Source organism: Rugamonas sp. GW822-FHT03B10 (genome assembly GCF_058801745.1).
The window spans coordinates 166,103-190,121 of record NZ_JBXANP010000009.1 but is presented as its reverse complement, the minus strand read 5'-3'; the positions used below and the strand labels follow the sequence as shown (position 1 = coordinate 190,121).

17 protein-coding genes are annotated in these 24,019 nt (G+C 67.5%); 9 read left to right on the top strand and 8 right to left on the bottom strand.

Features of this window, described 5'->3' with window-relative positions:
- The first annotated feature begins 59 nt into the window (after positions 1-59).
- Genes AC1RQG_RS16605 through AC1RQG_RS16595 form a run of 3 tightly spaced genes read left to right on the top strand, consistent with a single transcriptional unit; the run spans position 60 to position 6,012 of the window.
- On the top strand, positions 60-1,409 hold the full coding sequence (locus AC1RQG_RS16605; protein WP_493133113.1) for a TolC family protein: 1,350 nt from the start codon (positions 60-62) through the stop codon (positions 1,407-1,409).
- Positions 1,406-2,854, top strand: a complete 1,449-nt coding sequence (locus AC1RQG_RS16600; protein WP_493133112.1) for an efflux RND transporter periplasmic adaptor subunit — start codon at positions 1,406-1,408, stop codon at positions 2,852-2,854. Before AC1RQG_RS16605 ends, AC1RQG_RS16600 begins: the two co-directional genes overlap by 4 nt.
- Positions 2,855-2,865: 11 nt before the next feature.
- Complete coding sequence (locus AC1RQG_RS16595) at positions 2,866-6,012, top strand: efflux RND transporter permease subunit (protein WP_493133111.1); 3,147 nt, start codon at positions 2,866-2,868, stop codon at positions 6,010-6,012.
- Here the strand turns inward: AC1RQG_RS16595 and AC1RQG_RS16590 are convergent.
- Complete coding sequence (locus AC1RQG_RS16590) at positions 5,975-6,952, bottom strand: NAD(P)H-dependent flavin oxidoreductase (protein ID WP_493133110.1); 978 nt, start codon at positions 6,950-6,952, stop codon at positions 5,975-5,977. The genes AC1RQG_RS16595 and AC1RQG_RS16590 overlap by 38 nt on opposite strands.
- A 167-nt stretch (positions 6,953-7,119) precedes the next feature.
- Here AC1RQG_RS16590 and AC1RQG_RS16585 point away from each other — a divergent pair, with 167 nt between their 5' ends.
- Entirely contained in the window at positions 7,120-8,178 is a 1,059-nt protein-coding gene (locus AC1RQG_RS16585) for an AraC family transcriptional regulator ligand-binding domain-containing protein (protein WP_493133109.1), read from the top strand.
- 48 nt (positions 8,179-8,226) lie between these two features.
- Here AC1RQG_RS16585 and AC1RQG_RS16580 read toward each other — a convergent pair whose 3' ends face one another.
- The 4 genes from AC1RQG_RS16580 to AC1RQG_RS16565 all read right to left on the bottom strand — a co-directional run bounded on the left by AC1RQG_RS16580 (position 8,227) and on the right by AC1RQG_RS16565 (position 11,526).
- Entirely contained in the window at positions 8,227-8,733 is a 507-nt protein-coding gene (locus tag AC1RQG_RS16580) for an arsinothricin resistance N-acetyltransferase ArsN1 family B (protein ID WP_493133108.1), read from the bottom strand.
- 13 nt (positions 8,734-8,746) lie between these two features.
- Positions 8,747-9,451 carry an aquaporin gene (locus tag AC1RQG_RS16575; protein ID WP_493133172.1) on the bottom strand — a complete coding sequence of 235 codons (705 nt, stop codon included), beginning with the start codon at positions 9,449-9,451 and terminating at the stop codon, positions 8,747-8,749.
- A 163-nt stretch (positions 9,452-9,614) separates the two neighbouring features.
- Positions 9,615-10,460 (bottom strand): substrate-binding periplasmic protein, encoded by an 846-nt coding sequence (locus tag AC1RQG_RS16570; RefSeq protein ID WP_493133107.1) that lies wholly within the window; start codon positions 10,458-10,460, stop codon positions 9,615-9,617.
- Between the two features lie 106 nt (positions 10,461-10,566).
- Positions 10,567-11,526, bottom strand: a complete 960-nt coding sequence (locus tag AC1RQG_RS16565) for a hypothetical protein (protein ID WP_493133106.1) — start codon at positions 11,524-11,526, stop codon at positions 10,567-10,569.
- A gap of 190 nt (positions 11,527-11,716) precedes the next feature.
- On the opposite strand from AC1RQG_RS16565, the gene AC1RQG_RS16560 reads away from it, so the two are divergent.
- Entirely contained in the window at positions 11,717-13,450 is a 1,734-nt protein-coding gene (locus tag AC1RQG_RS16560; RefSeq protein WP_493133171.1) for a SulP family inorganic anion transporter, read from the top strand.
- Between the two features lie 119 nt (positions 13,451-13,569).
- Positions 13,570-13,935, top strand: coding sequence for a VOC family protein (locus AC1RQG_RS16555; RefSeq protein WP_493133105.1), 366 nt, complete (start codon positions 13,570-13,572; stop codon positions 13,933-13,935).
- A gap of 83 nt (positions 13,936-14,018) precedes the next feature.
- Here the strand turns inward: AC1RQG_RS16555 and AC1RQG_RS16550 are convergent, their stop codons facing one another.
- The 3 genes from AC1RQG_RS16550 to AC1RQG_RS16540 are packed head-to-tail and all read right to left on the bottom strand — an operon-like array spanning position 14,019 to position 17,442.
- Positions 14,019-14,642, bottom strand: coding sequence for a glutathione S-transferase family protein (locus AC1RQG_RS16550; protein ID WP_493133104.1), 624 nt, complete (start codon positions 14,640-14,642; stop codon positions 14,019-14,021).
- A 49-nt stretch (positions 14,643-14,691) separates the two neighbouring features.
- Positions 14,692-15,162, bottom strand: coding sequence for a cyanophycin metabolism-associated DUF1854 family protein (locus AC1RQG_RS16545; protein WP_493133103.1), 471 nt, complete (start codon positions 15,160-15,162; stop codon positions 14,692-14,694).
- Between the two features lie 9 nt (positions 15,163-15,171).
- Entirely contained in the window at positions 15,172-17,442 is a 2,271-nt protein-coding gene (locus tag AC1RQG_RS16540) for a cyanophycin metabolism-associated ABC transporter (RefSeq protein WP_493133102.1), read from the bottom strand.
- A 408-nt stretch (positions 17,443-17,850) separates the two neighbouring features.
- Between AC1RQG_RS16540 and AC1RQG_RS16535 the strand changes: the two genes are divergently transcribed.
- The 3 genes from AC1RQG_RS16535 (at position 17,851) to AC1RQG_RS16525 (ending at position 23,929) form a co-directional block, all read left to right on the top strand.
- Positions 17,851-20,007 (top strand): cyanophycin synthetase, encoded by a 2,157-nt coding sequence (locus AC1RQG_RS16535; protein ID WP_493133101.1) that lies wholly within the window; start codon positions 17,851-17,853, stop codon positions 20,005-20,007.
- Between the two features lie 129 nt (positions 20,008-20,136).
- Positions 20,137-22,707 carry a cyanophycin synthetase gene (cphA, locus tag AC1RQG_RS16530; protein WP_493133100.1) on the top strand — a complete coding sequence of 857 codons (2,571 nt, stop codon included), beginning with the start codon at positions 20,137-20,139 and terminating at the stop codon, positions 22,705-22,707.
- 568 nt (positions 22,708-23,275) lie between these two features.
- A complete protein-coding gene (locus AC1RQG_RS16525; protein ID WP_493133099.1) occupies positions 23,276-23,929 on the top strand; it encodes a phage tail protein in 654 nt (217 codons plus the stop codon).
- Positions 23,930-24,019: the final 90 nt, after the last annotated feature.

The window sequence follows — 24,019 nt, the reverse complement described above, 5'->3', positions numbered from 1 at the left end:
ATCCATCGCCGCGCCGCCGTATGGCGCGCGGCATTCATTTCGTGCTGTCTGGAGTCACCATGTCCATCCCCGTTTTTCTGGCCGGCCTGACCGTGCCATCCGCGCTATGCGCACCACTCGCGCCATTCGCGCCGCCCGCATTGCGCGTGCCGCGCTGGCCGGCGGCCTGCCTGTTGGTATTGTCGCTATGCCCGCCTGTCGCATTGGCCGGCGACGTACTGCCCGGCGCCACCGTGGCCAGCGTTCTGGAACTGGCCCGTGCCGCCAATTTCGACGTGGCCGCCATGCGGCAAGAGGCGGCGGCGGCCGATCAGCGCATCGCGCCGGCGTCGGCGCTGCCCGATCCGCGCATTCGCATCGAATTACAAGACATCACCAAGGAAGGCGCGCAGAATCCCACGCTGCTGCCCAACCGTGCCGGCAGCACGCGCTATCAGCTGACGCAGGACGTGCCCTGGTTCGGCAAGCGCGCGCTGCGCGGCGACATCGCGGCGCTGGAGGCGCGCGGCGCCGTGGGTCGCGCCAGCGCCACCTGGACCGAAGTGGCGGCCCGCGTCAAGAGCGATTACGCGCAGCTGCGCTACTTGCATGAGAACGCGGCGCTGATCGGAGAAATCAGTGCCCTGTCGCGGCAGGTCGAGCAGATCGCGCAGGCACGCTATGCGGGCGGCTTGGCCGCGCAGGCGGACGTGATCCGCGCGCAGGTGGAGCAGAGCAATCTGGCCGGCGAATTGATCGCACTGGAGGGCGAGCAGGCGCAGGTGCGCGCGCGCCTGAACGCCATGATGGCGCGGCCGGCGGACGCGCCGCTGGCCGCACCCGAATCATCGCGCACGATACCGCCCATTCCAGCGCTGAACCTGTCCGCGCTGTCGGCTCGTTTGTACGCGTCCAATCCCCAGTTGGCGGCGGAAGGTGCGCGCGCCGGTGCGGCTGAGAAATCGCGCGACCTCACTTACCGCAACCGCTACCCGGACCTGACGCTGGGCGTGGCCCCCGTGCAGCGCGGTGGCGGGATACGGGAGTGGGAGTTGATGGTCGAGTTGAACATTCCGCTCCAGCAGGGCACGCGCCGCGCGCAGGAGCGCGAGGCCGAGGCCATGCTGGCGGCGGCCCGTGCACGCCAGCAGGGACTGGCCCAGCAACTGCAGGGTGAGCTGGCCGAGCAGGTGGCTGGCCTCGATACCGCGCGCCGCACCGCGACGCTGATCGAAGGCACCTTGCTGCCGCAGGCGGAACTCGGCTTCAAGGCGGCGCTGGCCGGCTATGAGAACGGCAAGGTCGATTTCGCCACCTTGCTCGACGCCCAACGACAAATCCGGCTAGTGCGCCAGAACCGGATCAGGACACAAGCCGAAGCGCAATTGCGCCTGGCGCAAATCGAACGCATTGTGGGAGAAGACTTATGAACGCAGGCGCACGCGTGGCGGTGGTGGCGGCAGTGGTGGCGGCGGCGCTGGCTGGCGCTGCGGGATACGGCTTGGGCAAGCGGGGCGCGCCAACGCCGGCGATGGCGGCCACGGAGGCGGGCGCGCCGGCCCCGGGGCCGCATCCGCGCAAGCTGCTGTACTACCGCAATCCGATGGGGCTGGCCGACACGTCGCCCACGCCAAAGCAGGATGCGATGGGCATGGATTATGTGCCTGTCTACGAAGGCGAGGATGACAGCGCGGGCGACAGCAAGGCTGTCGCGAACCGGGTCGTCATCAGCACGGACAAGGTGCAAAAGCTCGGCGTGAAGACGGAGGCGGCGCAGCGGCGTGCGCTCGACATGGTGGTGCGCGCCGCCGGACGCATCGAAGCGGACGAGCGCCGTGTGGCGGTGGTCGCGCCCAAGTTCGACGGCTACGTGGAACGCCTGCATGTGAACGTGACCGGTCAATTGGTCGCCAAGGGACAGGCCCTGTTCGACGTCTACAGTCCGGAGCTGGTGTCGGCGCAACGTGAATACGCGATCGCGGCGCAGGGCAGGGAAGACTTGAAAGGCGCTGGCGCGCAGACGCAGGCCGGCATGCGCCAGTTGGCCGACGCCAGTTTGGCGCGGTTGAAGAACTGGGACATCCCGGCCGAACAACTGCGCGCGCTGGAGAAGACCGGCGAGGCGCGGCGCACGCTGACGTTGCGCTCGCCCGTGAGCGGCATCGTCACCGAGAAGAAGGCTGTGCAGGGTATGCGTTTCGCGCCCGGCGACACGCTGTTCCAGATCACCGACCTCAGTTCGGTGTGGGTGGTGGCCGACGTGTTCGAGCAGGATATCGGCCTGCTCGGCAACGGCGCCAGGGCCACCATCGCCATCGACGCCTACCCGGGCCGCAAATTCGAGGGCCGCGTGAGTTATGTGTACGCGACGCTGAATCCGGCCACCCGCACCGTCCCCGTGCGCATTGAGCTGGACAACCGTGGCCAGTTGCTCAAGCCGGGCATGTTCGCCCATCTCGAACTGGCGGCCACGCCGCGCGCGCCGGCCGTGACGGTGCCCGTTTCCGCCCTGATCGACAGCGGCACGCAACGCATCGTCCTGGTGCGCACCTCGGACAGCGGCTTTGAACCGCGCGTGGTGCGCACCGGCGCGCGCGGCGAGGATTATGTCGAAGTACTGGAAGGCGTGGACGAGGGCGAGCAGGTGGTCGTCGCCGCCAACTTCCTGATCGATGCGGAGAGCAATCTGAAAGCGGCGCTCGCCGGATTCGGTCACGCCGGGCACGGTGCCGGTGCACCCGCTGCCGCACCATCCGCCGCCTCCGCTCCCGTCGGCGAGCACGCGGCGGCGCCAGCGCCCATGCCCGTGCCAGCGCCCGCGTCCGCGTCCGCGCCAGCCAGCGCAAGCCACGACCACGATCACATGGGCCATTGATAGGAACGACGATGCTCAACAAGATAATCAACTGGTCGGGAAGCAACCGCTTCCTGGTGCTGCTGGCCACCGTGTTCGTGGTGCTGGCCGGGGTGGCCGCCATCGTCGCCACGCCCATCGACGCCTTGCCCGACCTGTCGGACGTGCAGGTGATCGTCTATTCCGAGTTCCCCGGCCAGGCGCCGCAGGTGGTGGAGGACCAGGTGACGTATCCGCTCACCACGGCCATGCTGTCGGTGCCGAAGTCCAAGGTGGTGCGCGGCTTCTCCTTCTTCGGCGCGTCGTTCGTGTACGTCATCTTCGAGGACGGCACCGACATCTACTGGGCGCGTTCGCGTGTGCTTGAATATCTGAATTCCGCCGCCGGCCGCATGCCGAAAGGCGTGATCCCGCAGATCGGGCCGGACGCCACCGGCGTGGGCTGGGTCTACCAGTATGTGCTGCAGGCCAGGGACAAGACGCTGGTCGAGCTGCGCACGCTGCAGGACTGGTATCTGCGCTACCAGTTGAGCAAGGCGCATGGCGTGGCGGAGGTGGCGTCGGTGGGTGGTTTCGTGCAGACCTACCAGGTGACGGCCGATCCCGTGAAGCTGCGCGCCTACGGCATCTCACTCAATAAACTGACCCAGGTGATCCGCGATTCGAACCGCGACGTCGGCGGGCGCGTGGTCGAGATGGCCGAGACGGAATACATGGTGCGCGGCCGCGGCTACCTGCGCGGCCGGGCGGACCTGGAGAACCTGGTGCTCAAGAGCGAGCAGGGCACGCCGGTGCTGGTGCGCGACGTGGCCAGGGTGGAGCTGGCGCCGGACGAGCGGCGCGGGGTGGCGGAAATGAACGGCGAAGGGGAGGTCGTGTCCGGCATCGCGATGGCGCGCTACGGCGAAAACGCGCTGCAGGTGATCGACAACATCAAGGCCAAGATCCGCGAGATCAGCAGCGGCCTGCCGCAGGGCGTGAGCATCGCCACCGTGTACGACCGCTCGGAGCTGATCCACCGCGCCATCGACACGCTCAAGCACACGCTGTTCGAGGAGAGCGTCATCGTCGCGCTGGTGTGCGTGGTGTTCCTGCTGCACGTGCGGAGCGCGCTGGTGGCGATCCTGATGCTGCCGGTCGGCGTGCTGATCGCCTTCATCGCCATGCGGCTGCTGGGCATGAACTCCAACCTGATGAGTTTGGGCGGGATCGCGATCGCCATCGGCGCCATGGTGGACGCGGCCATCGTCATGATCGAGAACGCGCACAAGCACCTGGAGCGGCTGGGCGAGGGCGAATCGCGCGCCGAGGCCATGCTGGCCGCGTGCCGCGAAGTGGGGCCGGCGCTGTTCTTCTCGCTGCTCATCATCACCGTCTCGTTCCTGCCCGTGTTCACGCTGGAGGCGCAGGAAGGGCGCATGTTCTCCCCGCTGGCGTTCACCAAGACCTTCTCGATGGCCGGCGCGGCGCTGCTGTCGGTCACGCTGGTGCCGGTGCTGATGCTGCTGTTCATACGCGGCAAGGTGATGCCGGAGGCGCGCAATCCCGTCAACCGCCTGCTGATCTGGTGCTACCGGCCCGTCATCGCGGCCGTCATGCGGTGGAAGAAAACCACGGTGGCGGTGGCGCTGCTGGCCATGCTCGCGTCGCTGTATCCGGCCTCGCGCCTGGGCAGCGAATTCATGCCGACCCTGAACGAGGGCACCTTGTTGTACATGCCGGCCAGCCTGCCCGGTATGTCGATCACCAAGGCGGCCGAACTGCTGCAGACGCAGAACAAGATCATCAAGGGCTTCCCCGAGGTCAGTTCGGTCTGGGGCAAGGCGGGGCGCGCCAACACGGCCACCGACCCTGCGCCGACCGAGATGTTCGAGACCGTCATCAACCTGAAACCGGAGGCGCAGTGGCGGCCCGGTATGACGACCGACAAGCTGGTGGCGGAGATGGACCGGGCCCTGCAGTTCCCCGGCGTGGCCAACGCCTGGACCATGCCCATCAAGGCGCGGCTCGACATGCTGGCCACCGGCATCCGCACGCCGGTCGGCATCAAGGTGTTCGGCAAGGATCTGGCCACGATGGAGCAGCTGGCGCGGCAGATCGAGACGGTGGTGCGGCAGGTGCCCGGCACCAGCTCCGCGTTCGCCGAGCGCATCACGGGCGGCTACTACCTGAACATCGAACCGCAGCGTGACCAGCTGGCGCGCTACGGCCTCACGCCGGGCGACCTGCAGGACGTGGTCAGCGGCGCGCTCGGTGGCGAGATGGTCACCACCACGGTCGAGGGCCGCGAGCGATTCGGGGTCGCCGTGCGTTATCCGCGTGCGCTGCGCGACTCGCCCGAGCAGATCGCGCGGCAGGTGCTGGTGACGGCCGGCGACGGCAGCATGATCCCGCTGGGCCAATTGGCCACGGTGGCCGTGACCAAGGGCACGCCCGGTATCCGCACCGAGAATGCGCTGCTGTCGGCCTACATCTACGTCGACATCCGCGAGCGCGACATCGGCGGCTACGTGGCCGAGGCGCGCAGGGCGGTCGAACAGCAGGTCAGGTTCCCGCCCGGCTACTACGCCACATGGAGCGGCCAGTTCGAATTCATGGAGCGCGCCAGCGCCAAGATGAAGGTCGTGGTGCCGATCACGCTGCTGATCATCTTCCTGCTGCTGTACCTGAACTTCCGGCGGCTGACGGAAACGCTGATCGTCATGCTGTCGGTGCCGTTCGCGCTGGTGGGCGGCGTGTGGCTGATGTGGGGGCTTGGCTACAACCTGTCCGTCGCCGTGGCGGTCGGCTTCATCGCGCTGGCCGGGGTGGCGGCGGAAACGGGTGTGGTGATGCTGATCTATCTGGACCACGCATGGAGCGCGCTGCAGGCGCGGCGCCGCGAGGAGGGCGTGGCGCCCACGGCCGCCGACCTGTATCAGGCCGTGATGGAGGGGGCGGTGGAGCGCGTGCGGCCGAAGATGATGACGGTGGTCGCCATCATGGCCGGCCTGCTGCCCATTTTGTGGGGCACGGGCACGGGTGCGGAAGTGATGCGCCGCATCGCCGCGCCCATGGTCGGCGGCATGATCTCGTCGACCATCCTCACGCTGTGCGTGATTCCGGCGCTGTATGCCCTGGTCAAGCAGCGCCGGTTGCCGCTTACGCCGTCAGGAAGCGCGCCAGACGTTCGCGGATGATGCCGTCGGCCTCGGCCATGATGCGGTCGATCAGCTCTTTGACCGTGGGGATGTCGTGGATCAGGCCGGCCACCATGCCGCACGACCACGCGCCCGCTTCCATGTCGCCCTCTTTCATGATGCGGGGGTAGACGCCGGCCACTTCCTCGATGATGTCCTCGAACTTGAGCGCGGCGCCCAGCGCGCGCTCTTTTTCCATCAGCCGGTCGACGGCCGCGTTGCGCAGCACCCGTTCCGTGTTGCGCAGGCCGCGCATGACGAGGCGGGTATCGAGTTCGCTGGCGGCCACGATGGCTTGCTTGACGTTCTCGTGCACCGGCGCCTCCTTGGTGGCGATGAAGCGGGTGCCCATGTTGATGCCGTCCGCGCCCAGCGCCAGCGCGGCCACCAGGCTGCGGCCGTCGGCCATGCCGCCCGAGGCGACGAAGGGGATCTCCAGCTCGTCGGCCGCGCGCGGCAGCAGGATGAAGTTGGGCACGTCGTCCTCGCCCGGGTGGCCAGCGCATTCGAAGCCGTCCACGCTGACGGCGTCGCAGCCGATGCTTTGCGCCTTGAGCGCGTGGCGCACCGAGGTGCACTTGTGGATCACCTTGACGCCGGCTTCATGCAGCTGCGGCAGGTATTTCTGCGGATTGTTGCCGGCCGTCTCGACGGCCCGAACGCCGCCATCGACGATGGCGCGGATATAGGCCGGATAGTCGGGGGTGTTGATGATGGGCAGGAAGGTGAGGTTGACGCCGAACGGCTTGTCCGTCATCTCGCGGCAGCGCGCGATTTCGCGGGCCAGGTCGTCGGCCGAGCGCTGGGTCAGGCCGGTGATCATGCCCAGGCCACCGGCGTTGGAGACGGCGGCCGCCATTTCCGCATAGCCGACGTGGTGCATACCGCCCTGGATGATCGGGTGTTCGATGCCGAATAATGCCGTGATTTTCGTTTTCATGAGGTTTTGCGCGTAAAGTGGTGTGAGCGTATCCGCAACCATGCCGCTCCGGCGTGGCCGCGCCCTGACTGATTCCAGCTATTGTCGCCGCACCGACGGGCGGTGCCACAGGGCCGGGATGGACATTCGATAGTCATTTCAGGCCAACTTCGGTTATGCTGGACGCCATGAACGCTACCGCCACCGCTTTGCGCGCCCGCCAGGCGCCCGCTATTCATCCCGTCTATGTGCGCCTGTTGTGCAATACCCTGCGTAAGCGCGGGCTGGACGTCGACGCCTTGCTGGCGGACGCCGGCCTGGCGCCTTCGGCGCTCAGCGAGGCGGCCGGTCCGATCGCGTTTGCGCGCCTGCTGACGCTGCTGCGGCTGACCGTGCAGCAATGCCCGGACCCGTTGCTGGCCATCGCGTGGGGGCGGCGCATCCGCGCCAACGTGCATGGCAACGTCGGCAACGCCATCTTCTCCAGCAACACGGTGCGCCAGGCTTTGCGCACGGCGGAGATGCTGGGCAGCCTGCGCTGCTCGGGCCTGCGCGTGACGCTGCGCGAGGCGGGCGGCTGGGCGCGGCTGGAATGCGTGCCCGTCGTGCCGCTGTTTGGCCTGGAGGAATTCATCTGCACGGTGTTCGCGTTCACCATCATCGAGGTGCTGCGCGGGCTGGTCAGCGGCGGCATCGGCCGGGTCTGCATCGAATATCCGTTCGCGCCGCCGGCCTGGGCGCCCGAGCGCGCCGCCCACTGTCCGTGCGACGCGCAGTTCGGCGCCGCCATGCTGGCCGCCCGCATCCCGGCAGATCTGCTGGACCGCGAACTGCCCACGGCCGACGCCCACGCGCACGCCGTGGCCCTGCGCCAGTGCCAGCTCGATCTGCGCACCGGCTCGGCCCGGTTGTCGGAACGGGTGGCGGCCTGGCTGGCCGGCCACAGCGGCAGCTACCCGACGCTGGACCAGGTCGCCGACCACTTTTGCCTGTCGCCGCGCACGCTGCGGCGCTTGCTGCAACAGGAAGGGCAGCAGTACCAGAAGCTGCTCGACCGCGTGCGCATGGAGGCGACGCGGCTGCTGCTCGCGCAATCGGTCCTGAGCATCGACGAGATCGCCGCCCAGGCCGGCTACAGCGACACCTCCAACTTCATCCGCGCCTTCCGCCGCCATCACGGCCAGACGCCGCGCCAGTTCCGCGATGCCGGCGTGTCCGGTACGCCCAATGCTGTGCTTGCCCACTAGCCACCGCGCTCCTGCCAACAAATGCCGCAGTGGCGTGCGGTGGCGCCGTCAGGGCTGCGGCGTGGTGGCCAGGTTTTTCTGCCAGTAACCGACGTCGATCCAGCGATCGAATTTGAAGCCCACTTCGCGGAAGTTGGCGGCCTGCTCGAACCCCATTTTCTCGTGCAGGGCCACGCTGGCGGCGTTGGGCAGCGCGATGCCACCGATGACCAGGTGGCAGCCCTGCGCCTGCAAGCGCTCCAGCAGCGCCGTGTATAGCCTGGTCCCCAGGCCCTGGCCGGCCGCCTGCGGCGCCAGATAAACGGAACTCTCGACGGAAAAACGGTAGGCATGGCGCACGCGCCATTTGGTCGCGTAGGCGTAGCCCAGCACCGCCCGGTCTTGTTCGATCACCAGCCAGGGCAGGCCGGCCTCCTGCACGTCGGCGATGCGGCGCGCCATGTCGGCGTCTGTGACCGCATGCTCCTCGAACGAGATGGTGGTGTCGGCAATGTAGGGGTTGTAGATGGCGGCGATGGCTTGGGCATCGTCGGCGATGGCGTCGCGTATGTGCATGTGGGCTCCGGAGTCAGTCACCCGATGATACCGGAGCCCGGTACAGCCAGCCAAACAGCGCCGTTGCCGCCGCCGCGCCGGCCAGTTGCGCGGCGATGAAGCCGGGCGTGTCGGCCGGGCGGATGCCGGCGAAGGTGTTGGTGGCCGCGCGCGCCAGCGTCACGGCCGGGTTGGCGAACGAGGTCGAGGCCGTGAACCAGTAGGCCGACGTGATGTAGGCCGCGACCGCGAACGGCGTGACCGCCGGCCGGCTGCGCCCGCAGCCCATGATGACGGCGATCAGGCCGAACGTCGCCACGGCTTCGCTCCACCACTGGCTGGCGCCGGTGCGCACGTGCTCCGAGGCCACGAACATCGGCGCGTCGAACATGGCGTGGGCGGCCGCCACCCCGGCGAACGCGCCGGCGATCTGCACCACGATGTAGGGCGCCACGTCGCGCCTCGCCAGGTTGCCTTGCCACGCTTCGGACAGGGTGACGGCCGGATTGAAGTGGGCGCCCGAGACGGGGCCGAGCATGAGGATCAGCGCCACCAGTCCGGCGCCGGTGGCGAGGGCGTTGGCCAGCAGCGCGATGGCGACGTTGCCGCCGGCCAGCCGCTCGGCCATGATGCCCGAACCGACCACGATCGCCAGCAGCATGGCGCTGCCCAGGGCCTCGGCGGCCAGCCTGCGCGCCAGCGTCACGGGACGCGTCTGGCCGATGGGGGCCGGTTCCATGCCTGTGGCGGGGAGCGGTTGCTGGGCCAGCGCGTCCGGCGCGGCGATGACTTGTTCAGGTTTCATTGGGATTGGCAGGGTTGGGAGCGCCGATAATTGTACGATATTTCAAATAGTATTGAAATAACGGGGCGCGGCGAACCCGGTCAGGGGAAGGGCATGATCAGCGAACAGGTGTGCTGGCGCGGCGCGGCGGCTTGCCCAGGCCGGGATCGGCGATGCCGTACTTGGCCGCCAGCCGTTTCGCATCGCCGCTGCGGCCGAGGGCATCGATGCCATCGTTGAGCACCTCCAGCAATTCGGCCGCGTAGGGCACGTTGCGGCTCACCATCATGTGGAACGGCGACGGCGGCAAGTCGGGCAGCACGCCATAGCCGATGCCGAACACTTTGAAATCGACCTTGCCCAGCGCCTGGTAGCCGAGCGCGATCTCCAGCCGTTCCGGGACGGCGTCGCAGCGATTGTTCTTGAGCTTGAGCAGCGATTGCATCAGGTCTTGCGAGCCGGTGTCCATCTGCGCCGGACTCAGGCCGAAGGCCGCATAGGTGTAGCCATTGATGCCGCACAGGCGCAATTTCTTCAGATCGGCCGCCGACTCGATGGCCGGCCGGGGCCGCGCCGTGTCGTAGAAATAGACGAGGTGCTGGCTGTAGTACGGTTTGCTGACCAGATAGGTCTTGCTCCGCTCCGGGTTGCTGGCCAGGTCGGTCATCATGTCATGCATGCCGAGCCGGACGGATTCCGTGCAACGTTTCCAAGGCAGCATGTCGAACGTGTGGCGCAAGCCCTTGCGTTCCAGGCTCAGTTGCAGCATCTCGGCGGAATAGCCGGTCACCTCATCGGTCGGCCCGCCCTGGTCGCGTTTGAAATACAGGTAGGGCGGCCATTCGGCGATCTGCCCGCAGACCCGGATCACCTGTTCCGGCGCCAGCGGCGCGGCGTGCGCACCGGCGCCCGCCCGGCCAAGCAGCAGGACGATCGTGGACAGTGCGATGGTTGTCTTTCTCATGCGGATTCCTGAACGACCGGAATCCCAATCTTACTGGACGGCTTTTGAATTTTCCAGTCAACAATCGCTGATCAAGCCGGGAAAGAGGGGGCGACGCCACACAACGTCAGCGCTCGTCATGTTGCTCCTTGTCGCGCCGGCCTTCGTTCTGCCGGCCGGGCGGCGCGCGGCGCTCGTCGCCACGCTCGGGGCGCGCGGCGGGCTCGTGCGGCGGCGCCGCGTGGCCTTGCGGCAGCGCTTGCTGGCGCGGGGGCGGCGCCGGTTCGCGCGGCGCGGGTGGGCGTCTTGTTTCCATGCGTTCCGGTGGCGGCGCCGGCAACGGCGTGGGCGCATGGGCCGGCGGCCCGTAGTGCGGCGCCGCTGGCTGCTGCTGCGGTTGACGCTCGGGGTGTGGTTGCGGTTGCTGCGGCTGACGTTCCTGCCGTCCTGGCGGCGCGTGCTGGCGTTCCGGCGCCGGCGCCATGGGCGGGGCGGGCCGCGCTTCGCGCGTCATCGCGGGCGCCTGCGTCTGGATGTGCTGCTGCACCACGGCGTCGTGGGGACGGTAGCGGTAGTGCTGGCTTTGCAGCGATTGCTGCTGGGCCGGCTGCGGATAGCGGTTGCCCGCGTACTGGCGCTGGTAGGTGGGCAAGGGCGCGCGGGGCGGCATGGCGCGCTGGTTCCAATGTTCCCAGCCTTCATGGCGGCGTTCCCAGTCCGGTCCCCAGTGGCGTCCCCACATCGGCGGCGCATCGCGGCGCCAGTCGACGAAGTAGACGGGCGGGGCCAGGTAATAGCGCACCGGCACACGCAGGATGTACAGCGGCACGGCGTCCGGCCCCACGTAGGACCAGGGACCGTTGTACCAGGAGCTGACGTACCAGTCGTCGCCGGAGAGCAGCCAGTACAGGCCGTCGTAGAAGAAGAAATTGGCGCGCAGCCGGGGCGCGTAATACACGGGGTAGCCCGGCACCGGCACCAGATCGGGGTAGGTGGAGAGGTTGAAGTTCAGGCTGACGTAGGTGGCCGCGCCCCCGGCAAGGGGCGCGCCGGCCAATAGCCAGCACAAAAGCAGCCGGTTTCTCATGATGAACCCTCCGGGCCGCGATGGCCGCCCGTTATCGCGTTTGCATGACTTCATGCTAGCAGAATGGGAGCGCGATTGCCGTGCCGGGCCCATCTACCGTGCGCGGCCTTGACATCGGGGCCCATTTTCACCGCCGCTGTCGTATTATGGACAGCAACGGCCCGTAGTCCGGCCACAGCAAAGGATGAGCATGATCGTTATCGTCGAGGCGCACCGCGCCGGCTTGTTTGCGCGCAGCCAGTTGTTGCGCAATGTGGTGGCCGGCGTGATCGTCGGCGTGGTGGCGTTGCCGCTGGCCATGGCCTTCGCCATCGCCTCCGGCGCGCGGCCCGAGCAGGGCTTGTACACGGCCATCGTGGCCGGCGCGCTGGTGGCGGCCTGCGGCGGCACCCGCGCCCAGATCGCCGGACCGACCGGCGCCTTCATCGCCATCCTGGCCGGGGTCACGGCCCGCTACGGCATCGATGGCCTGCAAATCGCCACGCTGATGGCCGGCCTGATGCTGGTGACCATGGGCTTCGCCGGCATGGGCGCCGTGATCCGCTTCATCCCCGCGCCCGTCATCGTCGGCTTCACGGCCGGCATCGGCGTCATCATCTGGGTGGGGCAGTGGAAGTACTTCTTCGGCCTGCATCCGGTCGAGGCCGCCCACTTCCACGAAAAGCTGTGGAACCTGATCCAGGTTTTGCCCCAGCTGCATCTGGCCACCACGGGGCTGGCCGTGCTGAGCCTGCTGCTGGTGCTGCTGTCGCCGCGCATCCCCGGCGTGCGCCACGTGCCGGGGCCGCTGGTGGCGATGGTGGTGACCACCGTGGTCTACGTGGTCTTCCGCTTCGACGGCGTGGCCACCATCGGCAGCGCGTTCGGCGGCATCCCGCAACAGCTGCCCGGGTTCAAGCTGCCGTCCGTGTCGCTGGCGCGCATCGTTGAACTGATCAGTCCCGCGTTCACCATCGCCATGCTTGGCGCGATCGAGTCGCTGCTGTCGGCCGTGGTGGCCGACGGCATGGCCGGCACGCGGCACGATTCCAACCAGGAGCTGATCGGCCAGGGCCTGGCCAACATCGTCGCGCCGCTGTTCGGCGGGTTCGCGGCCACCGGCGCCATCGCGCGCACGGCCACCAGCATCCGCAACGGCGGCAACAGCCCGCTGGCCGGCATCGTGCACTCCATCACGCTGGTGCTGATCGTGCTGGCGCTGGCGCCGCTGGCGGCCAACGTGCCGCTGGCCGCGCTGGCCGCCATCCTGTTCGTGGTGGCCTACAACATGAGCGAGATCAAACACTTCGCGCGCATGGTGCGGCGCGCGCCGCGGGCCGACGTGGTGATCCTCGTCATCACCTTCCTGCTGACCGTGTTCGCCGACCTGGTGGTGGCCGTCAACATCGGCGTGATCCTGGCCACCATGCACTTCCTGCGCCGCATGTCGAGCTCGGTGGAGGTCCAGCCGCAGACCGACAAGCAGCTGGCCCAGGAACTGGCCGAGCAGGGCTTGCCGGCGTTGCCGCCCGGCGTGCTCGTGTATGGCATCGAAGGGCCGGTGTTCTTCGGCGCGGTCGAGAATTTCGAGCGGGCGCTGATCCAGACCCACACCGAGCCGCACATCCTCATCATCCGGCTGCGCCACGTGCCGTTCATGGACTTCACGGGCATCCAGACGCTGGAGGAGGTGGTGCGCAAGATGCAGGCGCGCGGCGTGCGCGTGCTGCTGTGCGAGGCCAACGAGCGCGTCAAGGCCAAGCTCGACAAGGCCGACCTGTTCAACGTGCTGGGGCCGTCCGACTACCAGCAGGAACTGGGCGCGGCGTTGGCCCGTTGCAAGGACGAGATCGCCCATGGTAGCCGCAAGCGCTCTGCGGTCACTCTGCAGGCGGAAAAACTGGTCAACGTCAGCAAGCACTTCTTCGCCAACAAACACGATTGACGGCGGGGGGAATGGTGCCTTCCTGAACACTACTGACAGAAACTGTCAGCACTTGCCCTTAGCATAATGTTTCGCGACGTCACAAGCGCGCAATCATCTGAACTTATGCGGAGAGCATCATGATCGACCCCAATTTCATCCTGCTGTATGTGGACAACCCGCAAACCAGCGCCACGTTCTACACCGAGCTGCTGGGCGTGGCGCCGGTGGAGGCCTCGCCCACCTTCGCGCTGTTCGCGCTCAAGTCCGGCCTCAAGCTCGGTCTGTGGGCGCGTCATACGGTGCAGCCGGTGGTGATGGCGTCCGGCGGCGGCGCCGAGATCGCGATCGCCCAGGCCGACCGCAACGCCGTCAACGACCTCTACGCCGACTGGGCGGAGCGCGGCGTGACCATCGCCCAGCGCCCGGTGCAGATGGATTTCGGCTACACCTTCGTGGCGCTGGACCGCGACGGCCACCGGCTGCGCGTGTTCGCGCCGGAGTGAGGTGGCGCCAGCGCGCCCGCCGCGGCGCGCTGGCGGTGGTGCGCCGGTGCGAGCTCGGCGCTGACTTTATCGCACAGCGGTGATTACGGCAGGCCGTTGGCGCCGTGGGCGATGTAAGCGGGTCGTTGCAGCAGGCGCTCGTGGTAGGCCGCGACGGCCGGCAGCTCAGGGCGCGCGATGGGCGACAGCAGCCAGCGGTTCACGGACAGGCCGATCACGATGTCTGCCAGCGAGAATTCCGCGCCCGCCACAAAGGCGCCGGTGCGCGCCAGTTGTCCGTCGAGGATAGCCATGCGGCGGTTCCATTCCTGCACGCTGGCGTCTGCCGCCGCCGCGTCGCCGAACGCCGGATTGCGCCGCACCAGGTGCATGAAGGCGTAGCGCCATGCGCTGTTGAGGTCCGTGGCCTGCCAGTCCATCCATTGTTCCACTTGCGCGCGCTGCGCGGCTTCGGCCGGCAGCAAGGTGCCGTCGCCGTAGCGCGCGGCCAGGTAGCGGCAGATCGTGTTCGATTCCCACAGCACCAGGTCGCCATCGCGCAGCACGGGCACGGTGGCGTTCGGGTTGAGCGCCAGGAAACCCGGGTCGGCGGTGGACCGGCTGCCGCCGCCCCACGCGTCGAGGGTGTATTCCAGATCCAGTTCGGCGCAGGTCCACAGCACCTTGCGCACGTTGATCGACACGGCATGTCCCAGTACGGTCAGCATTTTGATTGCTCCTTGGTCTACGGTGGTGCGTAAGTATGGCAGTGCTTAATTACAGGAACCGGTCCAGTATCTTCTTGCTGTGCTTATCCAGTTCGTGCGCGTCGCGGATCAGGAAGTGGATGCCGTGGATGTCCGACACCAGCAGGGTGTCGGGACCGATGCGGCGGATGTCCTCCTCGCCGCGCAGCACGAACTCCGTGTCGCCACGGTCGGTGTGGACCTTCCACGTGCACGGCGTGGCGTAGCTGGTCACGCTGAGGATGCGCGAAATCTCGGGCATGAACTCGCGCCCCCCCAGTTCCTCGCGCACCAGCGCGGCGATGGCCGGCGGCAGGTCGTCGAGCTGGTCGATCCAAGCCACCTCCTTGCCGTCGACGCACACCAGGGCGATGCCCTCGTGGGGCGCCTGCACGGGGAAGGCGCGTGCCGGCGCCACGTTCTCGAACACCTGGCCGTCCTCGGTGGTGAGCACCAGGCGGCCAAACGGGTTGCGGACTAATTCAAAGCGGGTAGTGGTCATGGTGTGTTCTTAATCGGAGCTGCTGTCGTCGGGATCGACGTCCACGTTGCGGGCCTGGGCCGTGTACAGACGGTGGTAGGCGCCTTCGCGCGCCATCAGGTCGTCGTGCGCGCCTTCCTCCACCACCACGCCACGGTCGAGCACCACCAGGCGGTCGGCCTTCTGCAGCGTGGACAGGCGGTGCGCGATGGCGATGGTGGTGCGGCCGTGCACCAGGTTGTCGAGCGCCTTCTGGATTTCCTTTTCCGTCTCCGAGTCGACCGAGGAGGTGGCCTCGTCCAGGATCAGGATCTTCGGATCGATCAGCAGCGCGCGCGCGATCGAGATGCGCTGGCGTTCGCCGCCCGACAGGCCCTGGCCCCGTTCGCCCACCATCGAATCATAGCCCTGCGGCAGGCGCAGGATGAACTCGTGCGCGTGCGCGGCGCGCGCGGCGGCGATGATCTGCTCGCGCGTGGCGTCCGGCTTGCCGTAGGCGATGTTCTCGGCGATGGTGCCGAAGAACAGGAACGGCTCCTGCAGCACCAGGCCGATGTTGCGCCGGTAGTCGGACACGGGGAAGGCGCGGATGTCCACACCGTCGAGCATGATGGCGCCCTCGGACACGTCGTAGAAGCGGCAGATCAGGTTGACCAGCGTGCTCTTGCCGGAACCGGAGTGGCCGACCAGGCCGATCATCTCGCCGGCCTTGATGTCGAGGTTGATGCCGCGGTTGACGGCGCGGTTGCCGTAGCGGAAGCCCACTTCGCGCAGCGTGATGTTGCCTTCCACCTTGGCCAGCTTGACCGGGTTGGTGGGTTCGGGCACGGACGAGACGTGGTCGAGGATGTCGAAGATGCGCTTGGCGGCCGAGGCCGACTTCTGCGTCACCGACACGATGCGGCTCATCGAGTCGAGCCGGCCGTAGAAGCGGCTGCTGTAGGCGATGAAGGCCGACAGCACGCCGACCGTGATGTGGCCGTGCGCCACCTGCCAGATGCCGAACACCCAGATCACCAGCAGCCCCAGCTCGGTCAGGAACGACACGGTGGGCGAGAACAGCGACCAGATCTTGTTCAGTTTATCGTTGACGGCCAGGTTGTGCTTGTTGGCCGTGCGGAAGCGGGCCGCCTCGCGCGCCTCCTGCGCGAAGGCTTTGACCACGCGGATGCCGGGGATGGTGTCGGCCAGCACGTTGGTGACCTCGCCCCACACGCGGTCGATCTTCTCGAAGCCGGTGCGCAGCTTGTCGCGCACCACGTGGATCAGCCAGGCGATGAAGGGCAGCGGCAGCAGCGTGACGGCGGCCAGCCACGGGTCGATCGAGCACAGGATCACGCCGGTCATGATGATCATCAGCACGTCCGAGGCGAAGTCCAGCAGGTGCAGCGACAGGAACACGCAGATGCGGTCGCTCTCGCTGCCGATGCGCGACATCAGGTCGCCGGTGCGCTTGCCGCCGAAGTATTCGAGCGACAGCTTGAGCAGGTGTTCATAGGTGGCCGTGCGCAGGTCGGCGCCGATGCGCTCGGACACCAGGGCCAGCACATAGGTCTTGCCCCAGCCCAGCGCCCACGCCACCACGGCCGCGCCCACCAGGCCGCTCATGTACATGGTCACCAGCATGGGGTCGACCGGCTTGCCGTTCTGATACGGGATCAGCACGTTGTCCATCAGCGGCATGGTCAGGTAGGGCGGGATCATGTGCGCGCCCGTGCTCAGCAGCATGAGCAGGAAACCGAGGCCCAGCTGGCCCTGGTAGGGCTTGGTGAAGCGCCACAGGCGGAACAGGGTCCAGGTCGACGGCGGCGTGTAGACCACCTTGGTGCAGATCGGGCATTCCTCCTGGTCCGGCTCCAGCGGCGCCTTGCAGCTCGGGCACACGTGCTGCTCGTCGCGCACCACGGGCAGGCCCGTCACCTTGCTTTGCAGCAGCGCGTCGAATTGTTCGACCAGCCGGATCGCGTGCAGGTTCTGGCCCAGCGTGAAGCGCCAGGCGGCCAGCCGGCCCGATTCGTCCACCAGTTCCAGGTGGCCCACGCCCGCGTGGTCGTGGTGGCGCAGGGCCATGCCGGCCCGCAACGGCCACTGCCGCCAAGACGCCGCGCCCGGCGCGCGCGTCGCGATACGCTCGGGCGTGACCAGCACCAATCCCCTGGAGAAATGAAGTTGATGATCCAAGTCAACCTCCAGGGCACTTGCAACGTTCTCACCTGAAGGTAGTTGCGCCTGTACCTCGGAGCGCCACCGTTCTGGCACGTCGGGCTGGCTGGTCGGTGAGGAAAGTTGTGTGCTTGTCATTATGTGACGTACTCCGGGTCGGTCCTTGCTGCAAGGCAAAAACTGTAAACTAAAGGGAAAATGGCGGATCGCGCGGCCTGCCCCGGAAATAAACGCGCTCGGCGGGCCGGAATGCGGCTGTTGGATGCAGTTATTTACGGTATTCTGTCAGTGGGTAACCATTTGACGGAAATCAAGGCGAATGGGCGGCGTGCGTGTGCGGCAAGTATACCGCAAGAGCGCGCGCAGCAGACGAGCGGAAGTGCCTTCAAGAAAATTCGATGCCTCGCGGGCACGGTTTTTTTCTGGCAGCAAGCTTGACCCGGCGGTGGCGGTCCTGGACTGGAAATGTGCAGTGCGTAACGACGTAGGGATTACAATACGGCGCTGGCTGGCCACGGCTGATAACAAAGATACAAGAATCGAAACATGACCAAGAAGAAAGACATTGAAGTTCTCCGTGTAACGCATTTGCGCGGACCAAATATCTGGACTTACCGCCCAGTGATCGAGGCGTGGCTGGATATCGGCGCGCTCGAGCAGTTTCCCTCGAATGCACTTCCTGGTTTGTATGAACGCCTGACGGCCCTGCTGCCCAACCTGCTCGAACACCGCTGCGGCGTGGGCGAGCGCGGCGGCTTCCTCGAACGCCTGCGCGAAGGCACGTATGCCGGCCACATCCTCGAACACGTGGTGCTGGAGCTGCAGAACCTGGCCGGCATGAAGACCGGCTTCGGCAAGACCCGGCAAGTGGCCGAGGGCAGCGGCATCTACAAGATGGCCTTCCGCACCCGCCAGGAGAAGGTGGGCCGCGCCGCGCTGGCCGCCGGCCGCGACCTGCTGATGGCCTGCATCGAGGACCGTCCCTACGACCTGGCCGCCACCGTGGCCACGCTGACCGACATGGTCGACTCGCTGTGCCTGGGCCCCAGCACCGGCAACATCGTCGATGCCGCCACCGAACGCAAGATCCCCTTCATCCGCCTGACCGACGGCAACCTGGTGCAACTGGGCCACGGCGCCCGCCAGCGCCGCATCTGGACCGCCGAGACGGAACAGACCAGCGCCATCGCCGAAGGCATCGCCAGCGACAAGGATCTGACCAAAACCCTGCTGGCCTCGTGCGGCGTGCCCGTGCCCGAGGGCGAGCTGGTGACCAGCGCCGAGGCGGCGTGGGAAGCGGCCAGGGACATCGGCGTGCCCGTCGTCGTCAAGCCCTACGACGGCAACCATGGCCGTGGCGTGTCGCTCAACCTGATGACCCAGTCCGACGTGGAGAAGGCTTACCACCTGGCCGCGCGCAAGGGCGGCAGCAAGAGCGTGATCGTCGAGCGCTACATCGTCGGCAACGAGCACCGCCTGCTGGTGGTGGGCAAGCGCCTGATCGCGGCCGCCGCCGGCGAGGCGCTGTGGGTGACGGGCGACGGCACCTCCACCATCAAGACGCTGGTGGACACCCAGATCAACATCGACCCGCGCCGTGGCGAGACCGAGGACGCGCCGCTCAACCTGATCCGCACCGATGAATCGGCCGAGGTGATCCTGGAGCTGGAGCGCCAGGGCATGACGGCCCATTCCGTGCCGGCCGCCGGCCAGCCGGTGCTGATCCAGACCAACGGCAACGTCGCCTTCGACGTCACCGACCAGGTGCACCCGTCCGTCGCGGCCACGGCCACGCTGGCCGCGCGCGTGGTGGGGCTCGACATCGCCGGCATCGACCTGGTGGCGGCCGACATCGGCCGTCCGCTGGAGGAGCAGGGCGGCGCCGTGATCGAAGTGAACGCCAGCCCCGGCCTGCTGGCCCATCTGAAGCCGGCCAGCGGCAAGCCGCGCAACGTGGGCGAGGCCATCGTCGACCACCTGTTCAGCGTCACCGAGACGGGCCGCATGCCCATCGTCGGCATCGCCGGCGGCCACGGCAGCACCATGGCCGCGCGCCTGATCGCGTGGCTGCTGCAGATCGGCGGCCAGAAGGTCGGCCTGACCTGCCAGGACGGCCTGTTCGTCAACGGCCGCCTGCTGCCCAAGGATGGCTTCAGCGACTGGGAGACGGGCGAGCGCCTGCTGCTCAACAAGAATGTGGACGCGGCCGTGTTCGAAAGCAGCCCGCGCATGATCCTGACCGAGGGCCTGGCCTACGACAAATGCGCGGTCGGCGTGGTGATGAGCGGCACCATCGAGGAGGACCTGGGCGAGTTCTACATCGACAGCCCCGAGCGCGTGTTCGGCGTGCTGCGCACCCAGGTCGACGTGGTGCTGCCCGACGGCGCGGCCGTGCTCAACGCGGCCGACGCGCAAGTGGTGGAGATGGCCGAGCTGTGCGACGGCGAGGTGATTTTCTACGGCGTCGATGAGCACCTGGCGGCGCTGGCCGCGCACCGGGCACTGGGCAAGCGCGCCGTGTTCCAGCGCGCCGACCGCATCGTGCTGGCCACCGGCGTGGACGAGACGGCGACCCTGCCCCTGTCGCCGCTGGTGCCGCCCGAAGCCGTGCTGGCCGCCATCGCCGCCGCCTGGGCGCTGGGCCTGACGCCGGAGCTGATCGGCGCCGGCCTGCGCACCTACGAACCGCACGCACGGCACTGACAGGCAGGCGGCAGTTAGAACAACAATATGCAAGCGGCCGGCGGCGTTCGCGCGCCACCGGCCGGCACCAGCGATGGCGTCAACCGATTAAGCCGCCACGACGTAAAACACGACAGGATAAGCAGATTTATGGAAGTCATACGCATCCGCGCGCTGCGCGGCCCGAATCTTTGGAGTCATCACACGGCGGTCGAGGCCATCGTGTCGTGCACGCCCGAAGAGCAGAATATCGAACTGCTGTCCGGTTTCGAAGCGCGCCTGCGCACCCGGTTCCCGGCCCTCAACGCGCTGCAGCCGACCGGCCACACGGAAGCCGTGCCCATGGCCCACGTGCTGGAGCTGGCGGCCCTGTGCCTGCAGGCGCAGGCCGGTTGCCCGGTCACCTTCAGCCGCACCACGCCGACGCTGGAGAAGGGCATCTTCCAGACCGTGGTCGAGTACACGGAGGAGGCCGTGGGCCGGCTGGCGCTGGAGCTGGCCGTGAACCTGATCAACGCGGCCGTGGCCGACACCCCGTTCGACCTGACGGGCGCGCTGGCCGAGCTGCGCGAGCTGGACGAGGACGTGCGCCTGGGCCCCAGCACGGGCGCCATCGTGGCCGCCGCCGTGGCCCGCAACATCCCGTTCCGCCGCCTGACGGAGGGCAGCATGGTGATGTTCGGCTGGGGCAGCCGCCAGCGCCGCATCCAGGCCGCCGAGATGGATTCGACCAGCGCCATCGCCGAATCGATCGCGCAGGACAAGGAACTGACCAAGAAGCTGCTGCACGCGGCCGGCGTGCCGGTGCCCATCGGCCGCTCGGTGGAGGACGCCGACGACGCCTGGGCCGCGGCCCAGGAGATCGGCCTGCCGGTGGTGGTCAAGCCCAAGGACGGCAACCAGGGCAAGGGCGTGACGGTCAACGTGATGACGCGCGAGCAGCTGACCAAGGCCTTCCACACGGCGCGCGAATTCCGCGACGACATCATGGTCGAGCGCTTCCTGCCCGGTAACGACTTCCGCCTGCTGGTCATCGGCGACAAGCTGGTGGCGGCCGCCCGCCGCGATCCGCCCCAGGTGGTGGGCGACGGCGTGCACACCGTGCGCGAGCTGGTGCAGCAGGTGAACGCCGACCCGCGCCGCGGCAGCGGCCATTCGACCTCGCTCACCAAGATCAAGTTCGACGACATCGCGCTGGCCCGGCTGGCGTTGCAGGACCTGGAGGCGGACTCGATTCCGCCCAAGGGCCAGCGCGTCATCCTGCGCAACAACGCCAACCTGTCCACCGGCGGCACCGCCACCGACGTGACCGACGACGTGCATCCGGACGTGGCGGCGCGCGCGGTGGAGGCGGCGCAGATGATCGGCCTCGATATCTGCGGCGTGGACGTGGTGTGCGACAGCGTGCTGCGACCGATCGAGGACCAGCGCGGCGGCGTGGTGGAAGTGAACGCCGCGCCCGGCCTGCGCATGCACCTGTCGCCATCGTACGGCAAGGGCCGCGCCGTGGGCGAGGCCATCGTCAACAGCATGTTCCCCGAGGGCGAGGACGGCCGCATCCCGGTGGTGGCCGTCACCGGCACCAACGGCAAGACCACCACCGTGCGCCTGATCGCCCACCTGCTCACGGCCAGCGGCCTGCGCACCGGCATGACCAACACGGACGGCGTCTACATCGAAGGACGCCGCACCGACAGCGGCGACTGCAGCGGCCCGCGCAGCGCGCGCAACGTGCTGCTGCACCCGGACGTGGACGCGGCCGTGTTCGAGACGGCCCGTGGCGGCGTGCTGCGCGAAGGCCTGGCCTTCGACCGCTGCCAGGTGGCCGTGGTGACCAACATCGGCACCGGCGACCATCTGGGCCTGAACTACATCACCACCGTGGAAGACCTGGCCGTGCTCAAGCGCGTGATCGTGCAGAACGTCGCCGACAGCGGCTTCGCCGTGCTCAACGCGATGGACCCGATCGTGGCCGGCATGGCCGCCAACTGCCGCGGCAAGGTGATCTTCTTCGGCGCCGAGCGCGGCCATCCGGTGATCGCCACCCACGTGGCGCAGGGCCGCCGCACCATCTACGTCGAGAACGGCCACCTGGTGGCCGTCGAGGGCAAGCTGATGCACCAGGTGGACCTGACCCAGGTGCCGATCACGCGCAACGGCGCCATCGGCTTCCAGGTCGAGAACGTGATGGCGGCCGTGGCCGCCGCGTGGGGCGTGGGCATCAGCTGGGACGCCATCCGCCTCGGCCTGAAGACCTTCGCCAACGACACCGACAACGCGCCCGGCCGCTTCAACGTGTTCGACTACAAGGGCGCCACCCTGATCGCCGATTACGGCCACAATCCGGACGCCATCCTGGCGCTGGTGCAGGCGGTGGAAACCATGCCGGCCAAGCGCCGCTCGGTGGTGATCTCGGGCGCCGGCGACCGCCGCGACCAGGACATCCGCCAGCAGACCGAGATCCTGGGGCGCGCCTTCGACGACGTGGTGCTGTACCAGGACCAGTGCCAGCGCGGCCGGGTGGACGGCGAAGTGGTGGCCTTGCTGCGCGCGGGCCTGACCGGCGCGCCGCGCACCAGCCACATCGCCGAGATCACGGGCGAGTTCCTCGCCATCGACACGGCGCTGGCGCGCCTGGAGGAGGGCGACCTGTGCCTGATCCTGGTCGACCAGGTGGAGGAGGCGTTGGCCCACATCGCCAAGCGCATCGCCGAAGCCTGATTTTAAAAGCAGTCGCTTCGCGCGGCCGCCGCCGTGCCGGGAATCCCCGGCGCGCCGGCGGCCGTTTTATTTGCATGGGCCGTTCCGCGTTTTAAACTAGTGGCTTGATATTAAGTCGCTATTTAATCGATATTCTCCTGCGTTGCCGCCGTCTTCATTGCCGCCTCCAATAGATCGATGCCCGATGTTATTAATGGCTGGCGTGGCTATTATATTTGAAGGGTTTATTCTTCATCGTCTCCGTGTCAATTCGGATAGGTGCGCGCGCAGTGCCGGCGCAGCTCTTGTTCCTTGCCGTGCCGCCGATGTTGAGGGCGGGGCGGGGCACGCTGGCATATTGGTTCCTTGCGGAATGATTCTCTCAGATTCTCATTCATTAAATTATTAAATTCAAAAGACAAATATATATTTTTCCGGCGGTGTGCATCATTCATGGAGGCTATGGCATTATATTTCTACGGCGGGAAATAAATAGGCGTCCTCCCGTGATATTCACCAGTTGCTGTTTGTTTGCTAGTTATCTGGCGGGTTTTTCCTAAAAAACGGTCGAACGAATGAGGAGCAAGCAATGGATCCATTTATCGGGCAGATCATCCTGTGGCCGGGCCTGTGGGTGCCGGAGGGCTGGGCGTTGTGCGACGGCAGCAGCGTCAACGTGTCGGACTATCAGGCCTTGTTTTCGCTGATCGGCTACACCTACGGCGGCAACGGCAGCAGCACCTTCGCCTTGCCGGATCTGCGCTCCAAGGTGCCGGTGGGGACCACCGCCATGAACGCGGTGGGCCAGAAGGCCGGCGCCGCCACCGCCAGCGTGACGGCCGTGGGCACCGGCAGCGTCACCATCGGCGTGAACAATCTGCCCGGCCACACCCACGCCGCCACCTTCACCCCCGGCGGCGGCACGACGTCGGTGAGCATCGCGATCCCGGCCGATGGCGGTGGCGAGACGGACAACGTGCCCGGCACCGGCCTGGTGCTGGGCAAGGCCGTGACCGGCACCGCCGCCACCAAGATCTACAGTGCCAACGCGGCCACCACCACGCTCAAGCCATTCTCCGTCGACGTGCCGGCCGGCGGCGGCACCGTGGCCAACGCCAATACGGGGGGCGGGGCCGCGCTGCCCGTCACTGTCAACGTGCCGGTGTCGGTGAGCACCCTGCAGCCTTCGCTGACGCTCAATTACATCATCGCCACCACCGGGATCTATCCGAGCCGCCCGTAGTCGGCCGTCGTTCGGTTTAGCGAATCGCGGCGCAGGCCTGCCTGCGCCGCGCCCTTGCCGGACCGCCGCCGTGCGTCCCGTCGCGCGCCC